The organism is Leisingera sp. UBA4491, assembly GCF_002388965.1.
GTDB lineage: Bacteria > Pseudomonadota > Alphaproteobacteria > Rhodobacterales > Rhodobacteraceae > Leisingera > Leisingera aquaemixtae.
This window is the reverse complement of sequence record NZ_DGNN01000017.1, coordinates 1-13,093: the sequence shown is the minus strand read 5'-3', so window position 1 is coordinate 13,093 and position 13,093 is coordinate 1. Positions and strand designations below refer to the sequence as shown.

General features: G+C 63.8%; 15 protein-coding genes and 1 pseudogene. 4 read left to right on the top strand and 12 right to left on the bottom strand.

Features of this window, described 5'->3' with window-relative positions; all coding sequences use genetic code 11:
• Positions 1-75: 75 nt before the first annotated feature.
• From B2P87_RS09305 to B2P87_RS09290, 4 genes are read right to left on the bottom strand one after another with little or no spacing between them, the layout of a single operon-like run.
• The gene (locus B2P87_RS09305) at positions 76-1,272 is read right to left on the bottom strand and encodes an endonuclease/exonuclease/phosphatase family protein (RefSeq protein ID WP_141891215.1); all 1,197 of its coding nucleotides are present in this window, start codon (positions 1,270-1,272) and stop codon (positions 76-78) included.
• Positions 1,273-1,315: 43 nt separating this feature from the next.
• Complete coding sequence (locus tag B2P87_RS09300) at positions 1,316-2,293, bottom strand: threonine ammonia-lyase (protein WP_141891214.1); 978 nt, start codon at positions 2,291-2,293, stop codon at positions 1,316-1,318.
• The gene (locus B2P87_RS09295; protein ID WP_141891213.1) at positions 2,290-3,120 is read right to left on the bottom strand and encodes an alpha/beta fold hydrolase; all 831 of its coding nucleotides are present in this window, start codon (positions 3,118-3,120) and stop codon (positions 2,290-2,292) included. Before B2P87_RS09295 ends, B2P87_RS09300 begins: the two co-directional genes overlap by 4 nt.
• Positions 3,121-3,128: 8 nt before the next feature.
• Positions 3,129-3,815, bottom strand: coding sequence for a haloacid dehalogenase type II (locus tag B2P87_RS09290; RefSeq protein WP_141891212.1), 687 nt, complete (start codon positions 3,813-3,815; stop codon positions 3,129-3,131).
• A gap of 137 nt (positions 3,816-3,952) precedes the next feature.
• Here B2P87_RS09290 and B2P87_RS09285 point away from each other — a divergent pair, with 137 nt between their 5' ends.
• Complete coding sequence (locus tag B2P87_RS09285; RefSeq protein ID WP_141891211.1) at positions 3,953-4,381, top strand: FKBP-type peptidyl-prolyl cis-trans isomerase; 429 nt, start codon at positions 3,953-3,955, stop codon at positions 4,379-4,381.
• Positions 4,382-4,649: 268 nt separating this feature from the next.
• On the opposite strand, the gene B2P87_RS09280 is transcribed toward B2P87_RS09285, so the two are convergent.
• From B2P87_RS09280 to fabA, 3 genes are read right to left on the bottom strand one after another with little or no spacing between them, the layout of a single operon-like run.
• Positions 4,650-5,441: an enoyl-ACP reductase FabI gene (locus tag B2P87_RS09280; protein WP_141891210.1), complete on the bottom strand. Its 792-nt coding sequence runs from the start codon at positions 5,439-5,441 to the stop codon at positions 4,650-4,652.
• Positions 5,442-5,447: 6 nt separating this feature from the next.
• A complete protein-coding gene (gene fabB, locus B2P87_RS09275) occupies positions 5,448-6,677 on the bottom strand; it encodes a beta-ketoacyl-ACP synthase I (protein ID WP_141891209.1) in 1,230 nt (409 codons plus the stop codon).
• Between the two features lie 45 nt (positions 6,678-6,722).
• A complete protein-coding gene (gene fabA / locus B2P87_RS09270; RefSeq protein ID WP_058285019.1) occupies positions 6,723-7,232 on the bottom strand; it encodes a bifunctional 3-hydroxydecanoyl-ACP dehydratase/trans-2-decenoyl-ACP isomerase in 510 nt (169 codons plus the stop codon).
• Positions 7,233-7,447: 215 nt separating this feature from the next.
• On the opposite strand from fabA, the gene irrA reads away from it, so the two are divergent.
• The gene (gene irrA / locus B2P87_RS09265; RefSeq protein ID WP_058285244.1) at positions 7,448-7,864 is read left to right on the top strand and encodes an iron response transcriptional regulator IrrA; all 417 of its coding nucleotides are present in this window, start codon (positions 7,448-7,450) and stop codon (positions 7,862-7,864) included.
• Here the strand turns inward: irrA and B2P87_RS09260 are convergent.
• Complete coding sequence (locus B2P87_RS09260; protein WP_141891208.1) at positions 7,829-8,758, bottom strand: LysR family transcriptional regulator; 930 nt, start codon at positions 8,756-8,758, stop codon at positions 7,829-7,831. The genes irrA and B2P87_RS09260 overlap by 36 nt on opposite strands.
• A 99-nt stretch (positions 8,759-8,857) precedes the next feature.
• On the opposite strand from B2P87_RS09260, the gene B2P87_RS09255 reads away from it, so the two are divergent.
• Positions 8,858-9,655, top strand: coding sequence for a phytanoyl-CoA dioxygenase family protein (locus B2P87_RS09255; protein WP_141891207.1), 798 nt, complete (start codon positions 8,858-8,860; stop codon positions 9,653-9,655).
• 78 nt (positions 9,656-9,733) lie between these two features.
• Here B2P87_RS09255 and B2P87_RS09250 read toward each other — a convergent pair whose 3' ends face one another.
• Both B2P87_RS09250 and B2P87_RS09245 read right to left on the bottom strand, forming a co-directional pair.
• Complete coding sequence (locus B2P87_RS09250; RefSeq protein ID WP_058285022.1) at positions 9,734-10,774, bottom strand: radical SAM/SPASM domain-containing protein; 1,041 nt, start codon at positions 10,772-10,774, stop codon at positions 9,734-9,736.
• 540 nt (positions 10,775-11,314) lie between these two features.
• Positions 11,315-11,730 (bottom strand): annotated as a pseudogene (locus B2P87_RS09245) (VOC family protein).
• A gap of 189 nt (positions 11,731-11,919) precedes the next feature.
• Between B2P87_RS09245 and B2P87_RS09240 the strand changes: the two are divergent.
• On the top strand, positions 11,920-12,087 hold the full coding sequence (locus B2P87_RS09240) for a hypothetical protein (protein WP_167510263.1): 168 nt from the start codon (positions 11,920-11,922) through the stop codon (positions 12,085-12,087).
• Between the two features lie 137 nt (positions 12,088-12,224).
• On the opposite strand, the gene B2P87_RS09235 is transcribed toward B2P87_RS09240, so the two are convergent.
• Entirely contained in the window at positions 12,225-12,638 is a 414-nt protein-coding gene (locus B2P87_RS09235; RefSeq protein ID WP_141891206.1) for a hypothetical protein, read from the bottom strand.
• Positions 12,639-12,731: 93 nt separating this feature from the next.
• The coding region (locus B2P87_RS09230; protein WP_349678060.1) for a hypothetical protein at positions 12,732-13,093 on the bottom strand (362 nt) is incomplete at its 5' end.

Below are 13,093 nucleotides of genomic sequence, written 5' to 3'. Positions count from 1 at the left end.
CAGCCGCCTGCCGCGGGCGGGGGAATTTTCTTTCCAAAGAAAATTGGCCGGAAAAACCGGTTTGTCCGGCCCGCCTCAGCCGCGCAGCTCCATGTGGGCCATGATCTGCGCGTGATCGGAGGCGGGCTTGTTGTAAGGCGCTTCCGGGTGGCTGCCGTCGGTCAGATGATCGTTGAAGACGCTGTAATACTGCATTTCCCCGATGGAACCGGGCCAGGACGGGTCGAAATGGCGCGACATGTAGATCTGGTCGGCACTCTCATGCACGCCGCCAAAGGCTGTGGTATAGACCACATTGCGCAAAGACCTTTTCAGGAACATCTTCTCGGCAGAGCGCAGCCGCACCCGGTCGACGTCCTCGCGGATCTGTTTGTCTTCCTCCGCACTGTAACGGTCGCCGGGGTGCCGGGCGTCATGGCGCAGCATCCAGGCGTAGTTCGTGAACGGCATCTCGCCGGCGATGATCTCGCTGCTGACCGCATGTTCGCCGTCGTTGAAATCCCCCAGCACCATCACCGGGCGGCCCTGCTCCAGCTCGTCCAGCACCGCGCGGCGCAGCACCCAGGCCTCGCCCATCCGCCTCAGCGCCGCCCGCAGTGATCCCATCGCCCGGCCCGCCGCATCATAGGCGGTCAGCACGGTTTCGGGCGGATAGGGCGCGCCCTGCGGCTTGATGTATTCGCCGAGTTTCGATTTCAGGTGGCAATTGAACACGGTAATAACCTGATCCCCAACCGGCACCCGTACTTTCAGGATCGGCCGCGACAGCCGGCGCAGGGTATAAAAACCTGCGTCCTCTTCCTCGCCCAGGCAGGCCATCGGGATGTCCAGCGGCTGATCCAGGTCCTGGATCACCTCGGGATCCTCCGCAAAGCCGAACCGCGACAGCACTGCCAGTCCGGGCCGCCGCTCGCCCGGATCACCGGTGTCGTTAAGGTTGGGGGCAAAGGCCAGTTCCGCTTCGGCGTAAGAGCCATACGCCAGCTTCTGAAAAACCGCCTTGCGGTGATAGCGTTTGGAAGGGTCGGGGATGCTGGCGGCGTTGGCCTCCGCCCCGCGCCGGTCAGTTTCGGCGATGACCTGGCGCAGCGGTGCTTCGTCAAAGATCTCCTGAAACCCCACGATATCGGCGTTGAGCGTCAGCAGCTGGTCGGCCATCCAATCCGCCTTCCAGGCGTATTCCTCCGGCGTGTAGCTTTGAAAGCGGTAGTATTCCCGCTCCGGTCCGATCAGATTCTTGACGTTGAACGAGGCGATTGTGAAGCGTGTCATGACGGCCCCCTGACTGCCGCGCCATGAAACGCGCGGCCAGGGGTCAAGCATAGCGCGAGAGCGCCTCCCGGAACAGCTCCGCATCCACATTGCCGCCGGTGGCAACCGCAATCACCGCGGCGCCGGCGAGCCGTCCGGGGTGGAACAGCGCCGCGGCCAGCGAGGCCGCGCCGCCGGGTTCCAGCACGATTTTCAGCCGCAGGAAGGCCATCGCCATCGCCCGCATCGCCTCCTCCTCGGTGATCACCAGCCCCGGCCCGCACAGCCGGCTGAGAATGGGGAAGGTGATCTCCCCCGGCTGCGGTGTCAGGATCGCATCGCAGATCGAGCCGGACTGGCTGGGGTTCCGGCAGATTTCGCCCGCCGCCAGCGACCGGGCCACGTCGTCAAAGCCTTCCGGTTCCACCGTCCGCACCCGCAGGCCCGGCGCGCGGGCCTCTAGCGCCAGCGCAATGCCCGAGGACAGCCCGCCGCCGCCGCAATTGACCAGCACATCCGCCCGGGTGACGCCTTCAGCGGCGGCCTGTTCCGCGATCTCCAGCCCCGTGGTGCCCTGGCCCGCAATCACCTGCGGCTCATCATAGGGTTTGATCAGGGTCAGCCCGCGCGCTTCCGCATATTGCGCGCCCACCGCCTCGCGGCTCTCGCCGCCCGCGCGGTCATACAGCACCACCTCGGCGCCCAGATCGCGGGTGTTCTGGATCTTCAGCCGGGGCGCGTCGGCAGGCATCACGATCACGGCAGGCACCTCATGCGCCTTGGCGGCGGCTGCCACACCCTGCGCGTGGTTGCCGCTGGAATAGGCGATGACACCGCGCTTGCGCGTCTCTTCCGGCAGTGCCGAGACCGCCGACCAGCCGCCGCGGAACTTGAACGATCCGGTATGCTGCAGGCATTCCGCCTTCACCAGCACGCGGCGTCCGGCAATCTCGTCCAGAAACGGCGAGGACAAAAGCGGGGTGACGCGGGCATGGCCCTTCAGCCGCTCGGCCGCGGCTTCGATCATGGCAATTGAGGTCATTTGACGGGGTCCAGAACTGAATGGATGAGGGCGAGCGCCTGCGGCTCGTCCAGAAACGGCACATGGCCGCGTCCGGCGATCTCCGCAGCGTGCAGGCCGGGCAGGCGGCGCTGCATTTCTGCGAAGGTTCCGGCGCTCAGAATGTCCGAGTTCGCGCCGCGGATCACGCCGCAGGGCAGCCCCTCCAGCGCCAGGAACAGCGGCCACAGATCCGGGGCCGGGCCAGCCTCGGCCTGCGCCAGCAGTGCGTCACGCAACCGCGGGTCATAGCGCAGGCTTAGCCCCTCTGCGCTCTGGTCATAGAACGCCTCCGCTTCCTCGCGCCAGCGCGCCGCGGGCACGTCCGGGAAGGCCGGCGCCATCAGCGCCGCCAGCGACTGCGCGGCCTGCGCATGGGTTTTGGCGGCCGGGCGGCGGCCCACATACTCCATGATCCGGGCAATGCCGCCCGGGGGGATCTCCGGGCCCACGTCATTGAGGATCACCGCCGCCAGCCGGTCCTTGGCCATTGCCGCCAGCGTCATCGCCACCAGTCCGCCGCGCGACGTTCCAAGCACCGCGGCGCGCTCCAGTCCCAGATGGTCCAGCAGCTCCAGCACATCCTGCGCCTCGCGCAGCACGTTGTAGTTCGCGAAGGCGGGATCATGCGCCGACTGCCCCCGGCCGCGCGCGTCCAGGGTGATCATCCGGTACTGCCCGGCATGTGGCGCGAAATAGCGGAAATCCCGGCTGTCGCGGGTGAGGCCTGCGAGGCAGAGGAGCGGCAGGCCCGCGCCGCTGTCCGTGTAATACAGCCGCAGCCCGTCAGAAGTTTCAAAGTACGCCATGGGTGCGCCTAGCTCCTGGCAAGGTCGGGAATTGTGGTGAGGTCCGGCAGGATATGCGCGGGTTTCCAGGGCAGCCTGTCCACCGGCTCCCCCGCCCGGTTCACCCAGGCGGTGACAAAGCCGTACCCCGCAGCCCCCGCCGCATCCCAGCCGTTGGAGGACACGAACAGCACATTGTCTTTGGCGCAGCCGAAACGCTTGCCCACCAGATCGTACACGCGGCTGTCTGGTTTGAAGATGCCGGCGCTTTCCACCGACAGCACGTCGTCCAGCACGCTGCCCAGGCCTGCTGACTGCACCGCACCGTCCAGCATCGCAGGCGAGCCGTTCGACAGGATCGCAGTGTTCAATCCAGCGTCTTTCAGCGCCTTCAGCATCGCGGGCACCTCCGGGTAGGCCTGAAGCTCCCAGTAAAGATCCAGGAGGCGCTGGCGCAGGGCTGCGTCACCGTCCAGCCCGGCGGCTTCCATCGCCCAGTCGAGCCCGTCCTGGGTCACATCCCAGAAATCCGCATGGGCCCCGGTGATGGCGCGCAGCCAGGTGTATTGCAGCTGCTTCAGCCGCCAGTGGCCGGCCAGCTCTGCCCAGTTGTCCTGCAGATGCGGAAACTGCGGCTCGCCGGCGGCCTGGCGGGCAGCGGCTGCCACATCGAACAGGGTCCCGTAGGCGTCAAAGATACAGGTGGTAATCGGCATGGCTCCCTCCGTTGCGGCGAGAGTTGCACGAAGGCGGCGGGCTGGCAAAGCCGGAAATTGCCCGCATACGGGTTTACATCACATCTGCGGGCGCTAGGCTGCGCCCCTTTATCAACCCGCAACCGATTGGAGGTCTCATGACCGGGGTAAAAAACGGCGACACCGTGCGCATCCACTACACAGGCAAGCTGACGGATGGCACCGTTTTCGACAGCTCCGAAGGGCGCGACCCGCTGGAGTTCACCGTGGGCGCAGGTCAGGTCATTGCCGGCATGGATGCCGGTTTGGAAGGCATGGAGCCCGGCGGCAAGAAGACGCTGGAAATCGCCTGCGCCGATGGCTACGGCCCGATCAATCCCGAGGCACGCCAGCAAATCCCGCGCGAAGGCATCCCTGCCGACATCCCGCTGGATCTGGGCACTCAGCTGCAAATGCAAAGCCCCGACGGCCATGTGCTGCCGGTCACCGTGGTCGAAGTGACCGAAGAGACCGTGACGCTGGATGCCAACCACTTCCTGGCAGGCAAAGATCTGGTCTTCGACATCGAGCTGGTGTCTATCAACTAAGGTTCCACCTGCGGGGGCGGGGAGTGCTCCCGCGCCCGCAGGTCCCCCGGCTGCGCCGGCAGACGCTTGGCGGCGTTGGGCGTGGCACCGTGCAGAGCGCGGTGCCACGCCCAACGGGAGCGGGCTTCGCCAGAAGCCCGGCGACGGGCGGGAGAGCGCCGCAGGCCGGATGCAGAACAGCGCGCGCTGTTTGAAGCTTGGAGAAGAGACAGAAAAAGGCGCCCCCTGGGGGAGCGCCTTTTTTGAACAGGGGCCTTTGGGGAAGCGGTTACAGGTGATCCTGCTGCGGCATCCCCAGCACGTGGAAGCCGCCGTCCACCCGGATAACCTCGCCCGTGGTGCAGGCGCCGGCGTCGGATGCCAGGTACACGGCAGTGCCGCCCACCGCCTCCAGCGTCGCGTTATCGCGCAGCGGCGCGTTCTGGGCGGTGTGCTTGAAGGTCTTGCGCGCACCGCCGATAGCCGCACCCGCCAGGGTCTTCATCGGCCCGGGCGAGATCGCGTTCACCCGGATGCCTTCCGGGCCCAGATCGTTGGCCAAATAGCGGGTCGCCGATTCCAGCGCCGCCTTGGCCACGCCCATCACGTTGTAGTTCGGCACAACCCGGTTCGACCCCTGATAGGTCAGGGTCAAGAGGGTGCCGCCGTTGTCCTTCATCAGCGGGTAGGCGCGGCGCGCCACCTCGATGAAGGAATAGGCGGAGATATCCATCGAGTTCTTGAAGTTGGCGCGGGTGGTGTTCAGGAACCGCCCGGTCAGCTCCGACTTGTCCGAATAGGCAATCGCATGCACCACGAAGTCGATCGTGGGCCAGCGTGCCGACAGCTGTTCGAACGCGGCGTCCAGCGAGACGTCGTCGGTCACATCCACGTCGACCATGAAATCCGAGCCGACGCTTTGGGCCAGCGGCTCCAGCCGCTTGCCGAAGGCCTCGCCCTGATAGGTAAAGGCCAGCTCGGCCCCGGCGTCCGCCATGGCCTTGGCAATGCCCCAGGCGATGGAGCGGTCGTTGGCAACGCCCATGATCAGGCCGCGCTTGCCGGTCAGAAGTCCCGCCATCGTCACTTATCCCTTGTACTTGCTCAGAACCATCGAGCCATTGGTACCGCCAAAGCCGAAGCTGTTGGTCATCACCGAGTCGAGGCCGGCGTTTTCCACCATGCTGGTGGCAATCTCGCCCGGCAGGATGCCTTCGGCGAGGGTGTCGACGTTGATCGACGGCGTGATGAAGTCGTTGTCCAGCATCAGGAGGCAGAAGATTGCCTCCAGCGCGCCGGCAGCGCCCTGGGCGTGGCCGGTCATCGACTTGGTGGAGGAAATCGGCGGCACCTTGCCCTCGCCGAACACCCGGCGCGCGGCTTCAACCTCGCCGACATCGCCGACCGGGGTCGAGGTGCCGTGTGCGTTAATGTAATCCACCTTGCGGCCTTCGGGCAGGGTGGCCAGCGCCAGCCGCATTGCCCGCTCGCCGCCCTCGCCGGAGGGCGCCACCATGTCATGGCCGTCAGAGGTTGCAGCGAAGCCGGTCACCTCGGCATAGATCTTGGCGCCGCGGGCCTTGGCGTGCTCCAGCTCTTCCAGCACCACGATGCCGCCGCCGCCGGAGATCACGAACCCGTCGCGGTCCTTGTCGAAGGCGCGGGAGGCTTTTTCCGGCGCGTCGTTCTTCTTGGAGGACATCGCCCCCATCGCATCGAACAGGCAGCTCAGCGTCCAGTCCAACTCCTCGCCGCCACCCGCGAACATCACATCCTGCTTGCCCATCATGATCTGCTCGGCCGCATTGCCGATGCAGTGCAGCGAGGTGGAGCAGGCCGAGGTGATCGAGTAGTTGATGCCCTTGATCTTGAACGCGGTCGCCAGGTTGGCCGAGATGGTCGAGGACATGCACTTCGGCACCGCAAACGGGCCGATGCGTTTGGTTGCGCCGGTCTTCAGCACCGTCTGATGCGCCGCCAGCATGGCCGAGGTGGACGGGCCGCCGGACCCGGCCACCAGACCAGTGCGCTCGTTCACCACGTGATCTTCGCTGAGGCCCGCATCGGCAATCGCCTGGCTCATGGCGATATGGGCATAGGCCGCACCGGGGCCCATGAAACGCAGGGCGCGCTTGTCCACATGCTCAGCCACATCAATCTTGAGCGTGCCGGCCACTTGGCTGCGGAAACCGTGCTCGGCCATTTCCGGGCTGGCAACGATGCCGGACTTACCGGCTTTCAGCGAGGCTGTGACTTCTTCGGCATTGTTCCCGATGGAGGAGACAATCCCCAGACCGGTGACGACGACGCGGCGCATGTGCGTACTCCTGTTCCTGTGACTCTTGTCCTGCCGGAAAGCCTGTCAGCTCTCGGACAGGGCCACTTTCATATCTTTGACCTGATAGATCACGTCCCCGTCGGCCTCGACAATGCCGTCGGCGACACCCATGGTCAGGCGGCGGGTTTGCACCGCCTTGGTGAAGTTGACGCGGTAGGTCAGCATCTTGCGGTCCGGGCGCACCATGCCGGTGAGCTTCACCTCACCCACACCCAGCGCATAGCCGCGGCCCTTCCAGCCGCGCCAGCCCAGGTTGAAGCCGGTCAGCTGCCACAGGCCATCCAGGCCAAGGCAGCCGGGCATGATCGGGTTGCCCGGGAAATGGCAGTCAAAAAACCACAGGTCCGGGGTGATGTCGAACTCTGCAATCACATGGCCTTTGCCATGCTCGCCGCCGTCGCCGGAAATCTCGGTGATGCGGTCCATCATCAGCATCGGCGGCGCAGGCAGCTGGGCGTTGCCCGGCCCAAACAGCTCGCCCCGCGCGCATTTCAGCAAATCGTTCTTGTCAAAGCTGCTGGGGTAATCGGCCATTCGGGCGTCTCTCCTGCCTGGGGTTCGGGTCTATATATCTGGCTCCCTGTAGCACCGCGCGAAAGGGTCCTGCAAGGGGACCCCGCGTCACTTCCTGCGCTGAATGTGCCACAGACGCACCGGAAAGGGGAGTTCAGCTGCGAATGAATTTCATTTGAAAAACCTTGGGTGTTGCTCCTATATATACGGTCAGCAACGCGATGCAGGACCTGCTCATGACGCCAAACAGCGAAGAAGTGGCCACACGCTGGCTGACAGAGGCCGGGCTGAGACCCACCCGGCAGCGGGTTGCGCTTGCCGAATTGCTGGTCGGCGACGGCAAGCACCGCCATATCACCGCCGAAAGCCTGTTCGAGTCGGCCAAGAAAAAGGGTGCCGCGGTGTCGCTGGCGACCGTCTACAACACCCTGCGCGCGTTCTGCGATGCGGGCGTGCTGCAGGAGATACCGCTCGATGGGTCTAAAAGCTATTTCGACACAAACACCCACGACCACCCGCATTTCTTCTGGGAGGACGAGGGCCGGGTCAGCGATGCGCCCGCTCAGGATCTGGTGATTCACAAGCTGCCGGAAGCGCCGGAAGGGATGGAGATCGCCTCAGTCGATGTGGTGATCCGCCTGCGCAAGGTCTGACCGGCGGCCGCTCAGCGCTTTGCGGAGAATTTCATGTGCTTTGAAGGCCGGGGATGCCTCCGGCATTCCTGTGTGGGCTGCCAGAATCACCGGCTCCTGCGCCGCCGCATCCTTGACCGGCACCGCGCACAGGGCTTTGCCGTCATAGCTGATTCCGCCGGGCGGCAGGCTGTAGCTGATCCCCACGCCCTCGCCATTGGCAGCCAGGCTGCGCAGCAGCTCCAGCGTCTCCGCCCGGTGCGCAATCCGCGGCACCAGTCCCTGCATCTTGAACAGACCCAGCATGTGCTGCACCGACAGCCCTTCCTGCGACAGCACCAGCGGGTGCTGCGACAGCTCCGCCAGCGAGAGGCCGCGACGCTGTGCCAGCGGATGCTCCGGCGGCACCAGCGCATGCGGCGCGATCCTGTCCAGCTCGGCCCGGCTGAAAGCCGCATCCAGCCCCAGGTCATAGGTGATGGCCAGATCCGCCGCGCCTGTGCTCAGCGCGGAAATCAACGGGTCAAAGCCGCAGGCACGGTGGCTGACCTCCACATCGGGCAGGGCCGCGCGCAGGGCCTTCAGGGCAGGGGCCAGCAAAAACGGGGCCAAGTCGGAGAAGCAGACCAGCGTCAGCTTGTGCATGGCACCGGCGTTTCTGGAGTTTTCCAGCCGCGCCGCCCGATCCAGCAGCGCCTGCGCCTGCCCGGCAAACCGCCGCCCCTGCGGCGTCAGCGCCAGCGCCGCGCCGCGCCTGCGCAGGAACAGCACATGGCCCAGGTGCTCCTCGATCCGGCTCAACGCCGCCGAAAGCGCGGGCTGGCTTACATGAACGGCATCCGCCGCCGCCGACAGGCTGCCGTGCCGGGCGACGGCGCAGACGTATTCGTAATGGCGCAGGGTCAGGTATAACATGTGCCGAAGGGTATCTTAAAAAGATATGATTTGAAACTATACCTGTGCCGCGGCAGGAATGGCGCATCGGATTTGCATCATTCAGCAGCGGAGACAGCAATGGTCCACCCCCTCATCACCCCGGAACATGTGGCGCAGTTCCAGCGCGACGGCGTGGTCCTGATCCGCGGCCTGTTCGCAGATCAAGCCGAGCTGCTGCGTGCAGGCGTTGCGGCCAATATGGAAAACCCCGGGCCTTATGCGTCGGACAACGAAAAGGCCGGGCAGACCGGCCGGTTCTTTGATGACTACTGCAACTGGACCCGCATTCCCGAATTCCAGCAAGCGATTGAAGAATCCCCGGTTGCCGAAGTCGCCGCCGACCTGATGCAATCCCAGTCAGTGCAAATGTTCCATGACCATGTGCTGGTCAAGGAGCCGGGCACCTCGATGGCCACTCCCTGGCATCAGGACGGCCCCTATTATTTTGTCGAGGGGCAGCAGACCATCAGCTTCTGGTCGCCGCTGGATGAGGTGAAAGAGGCCACCCTGCGCTGCGTGGCCGGCTCCCACAAATGGGAGAAGGAAGTGCTGCCGACCCGCTGGGTATCGGAGGAGGATTTCTTTCCGGACGAGGGCCAGTACATGCCCGTCCCGGATCCGGATGCCGAAGGCATGACGGTGCTGGAATACCCGATGCAGCCGGGCGATGCGGTGGCCTTCAACTACAAGACCCTGCACGGCGCCCGCGGCAATACCTCGGCCTCGCGCCGCCGCGCGTTTTCGCTGCGGCTGGTGGGCGATGACGCGCGCTATGTCGAGCGGCCGGGCCGCACCTCGCCGCCGTTTCCGGGCCACGGTATGCAGCCCGGCCAGCGCCTGCGCGAAGACTGGTTTCCGATCTTGCTGCAGCGGTAAAGGGAAGGGGGCGTTGCCCCCTCGGCCTGGCGGCCTTCACCCCCAGAGTATTTGGGGAAAGATGAAGGCCGTAAAAGTCTATTTTTTCAGGTCGCGGCGGATGCCCATGTTTTCGGCGTTGGAGAAGGAGCAGGTCTTGCAGATGCCGAACTGCTTCAGGAAGCCGCGCTTGCGGGCGCGGGCGGCCTCGTCCGAGCGGTAGGCGGCCAGGAAGCCGTCCTCCTCCACATTGGGCAGCTGAATCACCTGGTCATAGTCGATGCAGCACAGGCCCAGATCGCCGTTCCAGAACACCACGGATTGGAACAGCGGCACCGTGCACAGCGCGTGGCTGGTGTGGCGCGGGTGGCGGCGCAGTTTCTTCTGGCGCGGCAGGAAGTGGGCGAACTCGCGTTTCTGATCGGCAGAGGTGTAAGAGCCGATCGAGAAGGTCTTGAACCGCACCCGGTCAAAACCCGCCTCCCGCGCCCAGGCTTCCATTTCGTCCATCTGCGGCTCAGAGTAGCTGGTCAGCAGCGTCTGCAGCACGGTGATTGGGGTTTTGAAGCCCAGGTCTTTCTTGATGCTGAGGAATTCCTCGATGCTTGCCTTGACGTTATCGAAGTCGGAATTGACCCGGTAAGCCTCCTGCGCCTCCTTGGAGAACCCGTCCATGCAGAGGTTCACCCGTGCGAGCCCGGAGCGGATCAGCCGCTCGCTCATCTCCGGCGTCAGGCGGGTGGCGTTGGTGGACAAGTAGGTGTCGTGGCCGTTTTCATGGGCATAGGCGATGAAATCGGGCAGGTCCTTGTGCAGCGTCGGCTCACCCGAGAAGCTGAAGTAGATCGCGGGTTTTTCCGGCTGATCCTTGAAATCGTCGATGATCTTGCGGAACACATGCGGTTTCATCATCCCGCGCTTGCGGCTCATCGCAAAGGTGACGGGGCAGACCGGGCAGCGCAGGTTGCAGCTGTTGGTGGCGTCGATGATGATGATCTTGGGCGGGCGGCGGAAAAAGGCCAGCGGCAGCAGCCGGGCCATCAGATGCAGCGCCCGCTCATGCAGCCCGGGCGGCTTGGCGGGAAGGTCTGGCTGCGCGGTGTCCGGACGGAGGTCCGGCGCGGGGGCTTGATCTTTCATGCGAGGATCTCCGCAGGGGCTGGCAGAACCTACCTTAAGGCTCAGGGAGTGGCAGGCAACCTTTTGTCGCGTCACGGTTTGTGAGCATTACGTGAGCTGCTGCAGCGCGCCGTCCGTCGGAGCGGTGCCTTGGGAGGGGGACGCCGGACCGGCAGCGGCCTGATCTGAATGCGCACCAGAAGACGTGCGGCCCATTGTGCGCAGATTAGTCAGTGGATTGAAAGGCGGCAAAGGGCGCACCTGCTGGCGTCCTGGGGAAATCCGCTTGAACGCAGCTGGACGGACTTCAAGGCAGCGCGGCGCAGCTGCCTGCAGCTGGAGGCAAACGCCGCTATCCGCGGAGGGGGCTGCCTCCCCCTGATCCCGTTCGGGCTCCAGCGCCGCCGGCATCCGGGCGCTGCCCGTCAATGTCCTGACAGTTCGGGGTGTGCCCGTTCCGGACCGACGCTCAGGCCACGGGGCGACCGACGCGCGGTCAGCGCCGTTTGTTCCAACCTTCCGCAAAGCGGCGGATGGCTGTTGTCCGCCGCGATATCCCCGCTATCCGTCGCGCCCAGGCTCATTCGGATTGCTGGAGAAAAGTGCGATCTTGTTGCCTTGGGGGTCGCGAAGATAGCCGGCGTAGAAGTGCGGTCCGTAATCGTCGCAAAAGCCCGGCTGACCCTCGCCGGAACCGCCTGCGAGAAGCGCGGCGGCGTGAAGATCGCGCACCTGCTTTTGGCTGCGCGCCTCGAACGCGGCCATAGAGCCGTTGCCGGCCGAGGCCGGGCGACCATCGAAAGAGGGTTTAACGTAAAAGTCCGGCTGCACGGGGGGTGACCCGGTTTGACCGGCAGGCTGAAACTCAGTCCCGCAGGCCCCTCCTTCAGCTGATAACCAAGGGCGGGCAGGAACGCAGAATAAAACCGTTTCGCGCGCGCGATATCATCCGCACCGACTGTGATATAGGCAATCATGCTTTGCGGTTTTTTCCGGAAGGCCGGTCATTGCAGTGAAGCTTCTGCAATATTGCAGGCTTGCGCAGGATTCGTCACTGCAAACGGCCCCTTCCTAATCGTTAGAAGCGGGCCTTGTTGCGCATACGGTGAAAGATCACGTCGTCCCGCAGGGCTGATCCGCAAGCACGTGGCATAGCAGGGAGGTTTATGGCGCTGGTTGCCGAAGGAACAGCAATGCGTATGCCAAATACAGTTGAGCTACACGATGCATTTCATGAAGATTTGGTGGACCCAACTGGTGAAAGTTCGAACCGTTTCTTCGGCGAAATGCTATTGTGGTCCGAAGATCCGACACTGACAGCTGAGTTCGATTGAGCGGTATATATCACCACGATTAGCGAGCCATTTTGAGCGAGGTAAAGCCGTCGCCAATATAGACCGATAAGAAATGGCTTCGGGCCCCAAATAGAGCTCTTGGGCCCGAAGCTTTCCTGAATAGCTTTGTGCTAAATTTATGTACGCCGATGCGCCAGCTTGATTTTTCGTAAAGCCGCCTGAAGATCCCGAATATGACGCCGAAGTCCTTGGAAGGACTTCCACCGTTCAGCCAGTCGCCTTAACTGCTCTCGTGGCTGATCGAAGATTAGGTGCTCCGACGTATCGATGCGCATAGCCAAATCTCCATACTCTGGTTTGAGCTCGTTCAATGCTTCGACAATTCCCTCAGCCATGAGATCCAGCGCATCTTCGTCATTGACGGCCAACGGCTCCCCATCCTTCAGCCGTTGCAACAACTGCGGTAAAAGGGCTTGCAACCGTTTGCCCGGATATATGCCGACCTCTTCCCACTCTTCCGCCAGCCATCGGCCCTGTTTGATAGATGACAGTACCGCGTGCTCGAGCTGCCCATTGATGTCTTGCGCCATGCGAAATCTCCTTTGCTTTGGCGTATCTGAAGTTTGAGGTCTCAATGCCTCTCAAGAAGCCGGGATGGGCAGGAACACCCCAGCTTTGGGAATTCACACGGGCACAGCCGAGTATGCCTCGTGCCTCTCTGACAGGATTGGCTGGAGCAAATCGTCGAGTTGATCCGACAGCAGGCAAATCTCTTCCACGATAGGTGAGGCTGGATCAATCTCAGCAAAAAGCGCGGCCTCGATACGGTCCATGTCGTGGACATTTTCCAGGGTCAGCACCTTCTGAAGCTTTACCAGGTTTGTCTTCATGCGGCGCGTGATGCTGGGTTGAATTGTCAGATCATCCAACAGCGCATGAACACAGCGGAGCGCAGGTTGGCCGCCGAGCAGCACCGCAGCGTTCTGCAGGGCCTCTGATTGGTTCTGAAAGAAGTCTTTCAGATCTGACCTGCCCCCCGCGAAAT

Coding starts and splice junctions, on each gene's coding strand:
- B2P87_RS09305 (WP_141891215.1), bottom strand. CDS start 1,272: ATGACACGCTTCACAATCGCCTCGTTCAACGTCAAGAATCTGATCGGA.
- B2P87_RS09300 (WP_141891214.1), bottom strand. CDS start 2,293: ATGACCTCAATTGCCATGATCGAAGCCGCGGCCGAGCGGCTGAAGGGC.
- B2P87_RS09295 (WP_141891213.1), bottom strand. CDS start 3,120: ATGGCGTACTTTGAAACTTCTGACGGGCTGCGGCTGTATTACACGGAC.
- B2P87_RS09290 (WP_141891212.1), bottom strand. CDS start 3,815: ATGCCGATTACCACCTGTATCTTTGACGCCTACGGGACCCTGTTCGAT.
- B2P87_RS09285 (WP_141891211.1), top strand. CDS start 3,953: ATGACCGGGGTAAAAAACGGCGACACCGTGCGCATCCACTACACAGGC.
- B2P87_RS09280 (WP_141891210.1), bottom strand. CDS start 5,441: ATGGCGGGACTTCTGACCGGCAAGCGCGGCCTGATCATGGGCGTTGCC.
- fabB (WP_141891209.1), bottom strand. CDS start 6,677: ATGCGCCGCGTCGTCGTCACCGGTCTGGGGATTGTCTCCTCCATCGGG.
- fabA (WP_058285019.1), bottom strand. CDS start 7,232: ATGGCCGATTACCCCAGCAGCTTTGACAAGAACGATTTGCTGAAATGC.
- irrA (WP_058285244.1), top strand. CDS start 7,448: ATGACGCCAAACAGCGAAGAAGTGGCCACACGCTGGCTGACAGAGGCC.
- B2P87_RS09260 (WP_141891208.1), bottom strand. CDS start 8,758: ATGTTATACCTGACCCTGCGCCATTACGAATACGTCTGCGCCGTCGCC.
- B2P87_RS09255 (WP_141891207.1), top strand. CDS start 8,858: ATGGTCCACCCCCTCATCACCCCGGAACATGTGGCGCAGTTCCAGCGC.
- B2P87_RS09250 (WP_058285022.1), bottom strand. CDS start 10,774: ATGAAAGATCAAGCCCCCGCGCCGGACCTCCGTCCGGACACCGCGCAG.
- B2P87_RS09240 (WP_167510263.1), top strand. CDS start 11,920: ATGGCGCTGGTTGCCGAAGGAACAGCAATGCGTATGCCAAATACAGTT.
- B2P87_RS09235 (WP_141891206.1), bottom strand. CDS start 12,638: ATGGCGCAAGACATCAATGGGCAGCTCGAGCACGCGGTACTGTCATCT.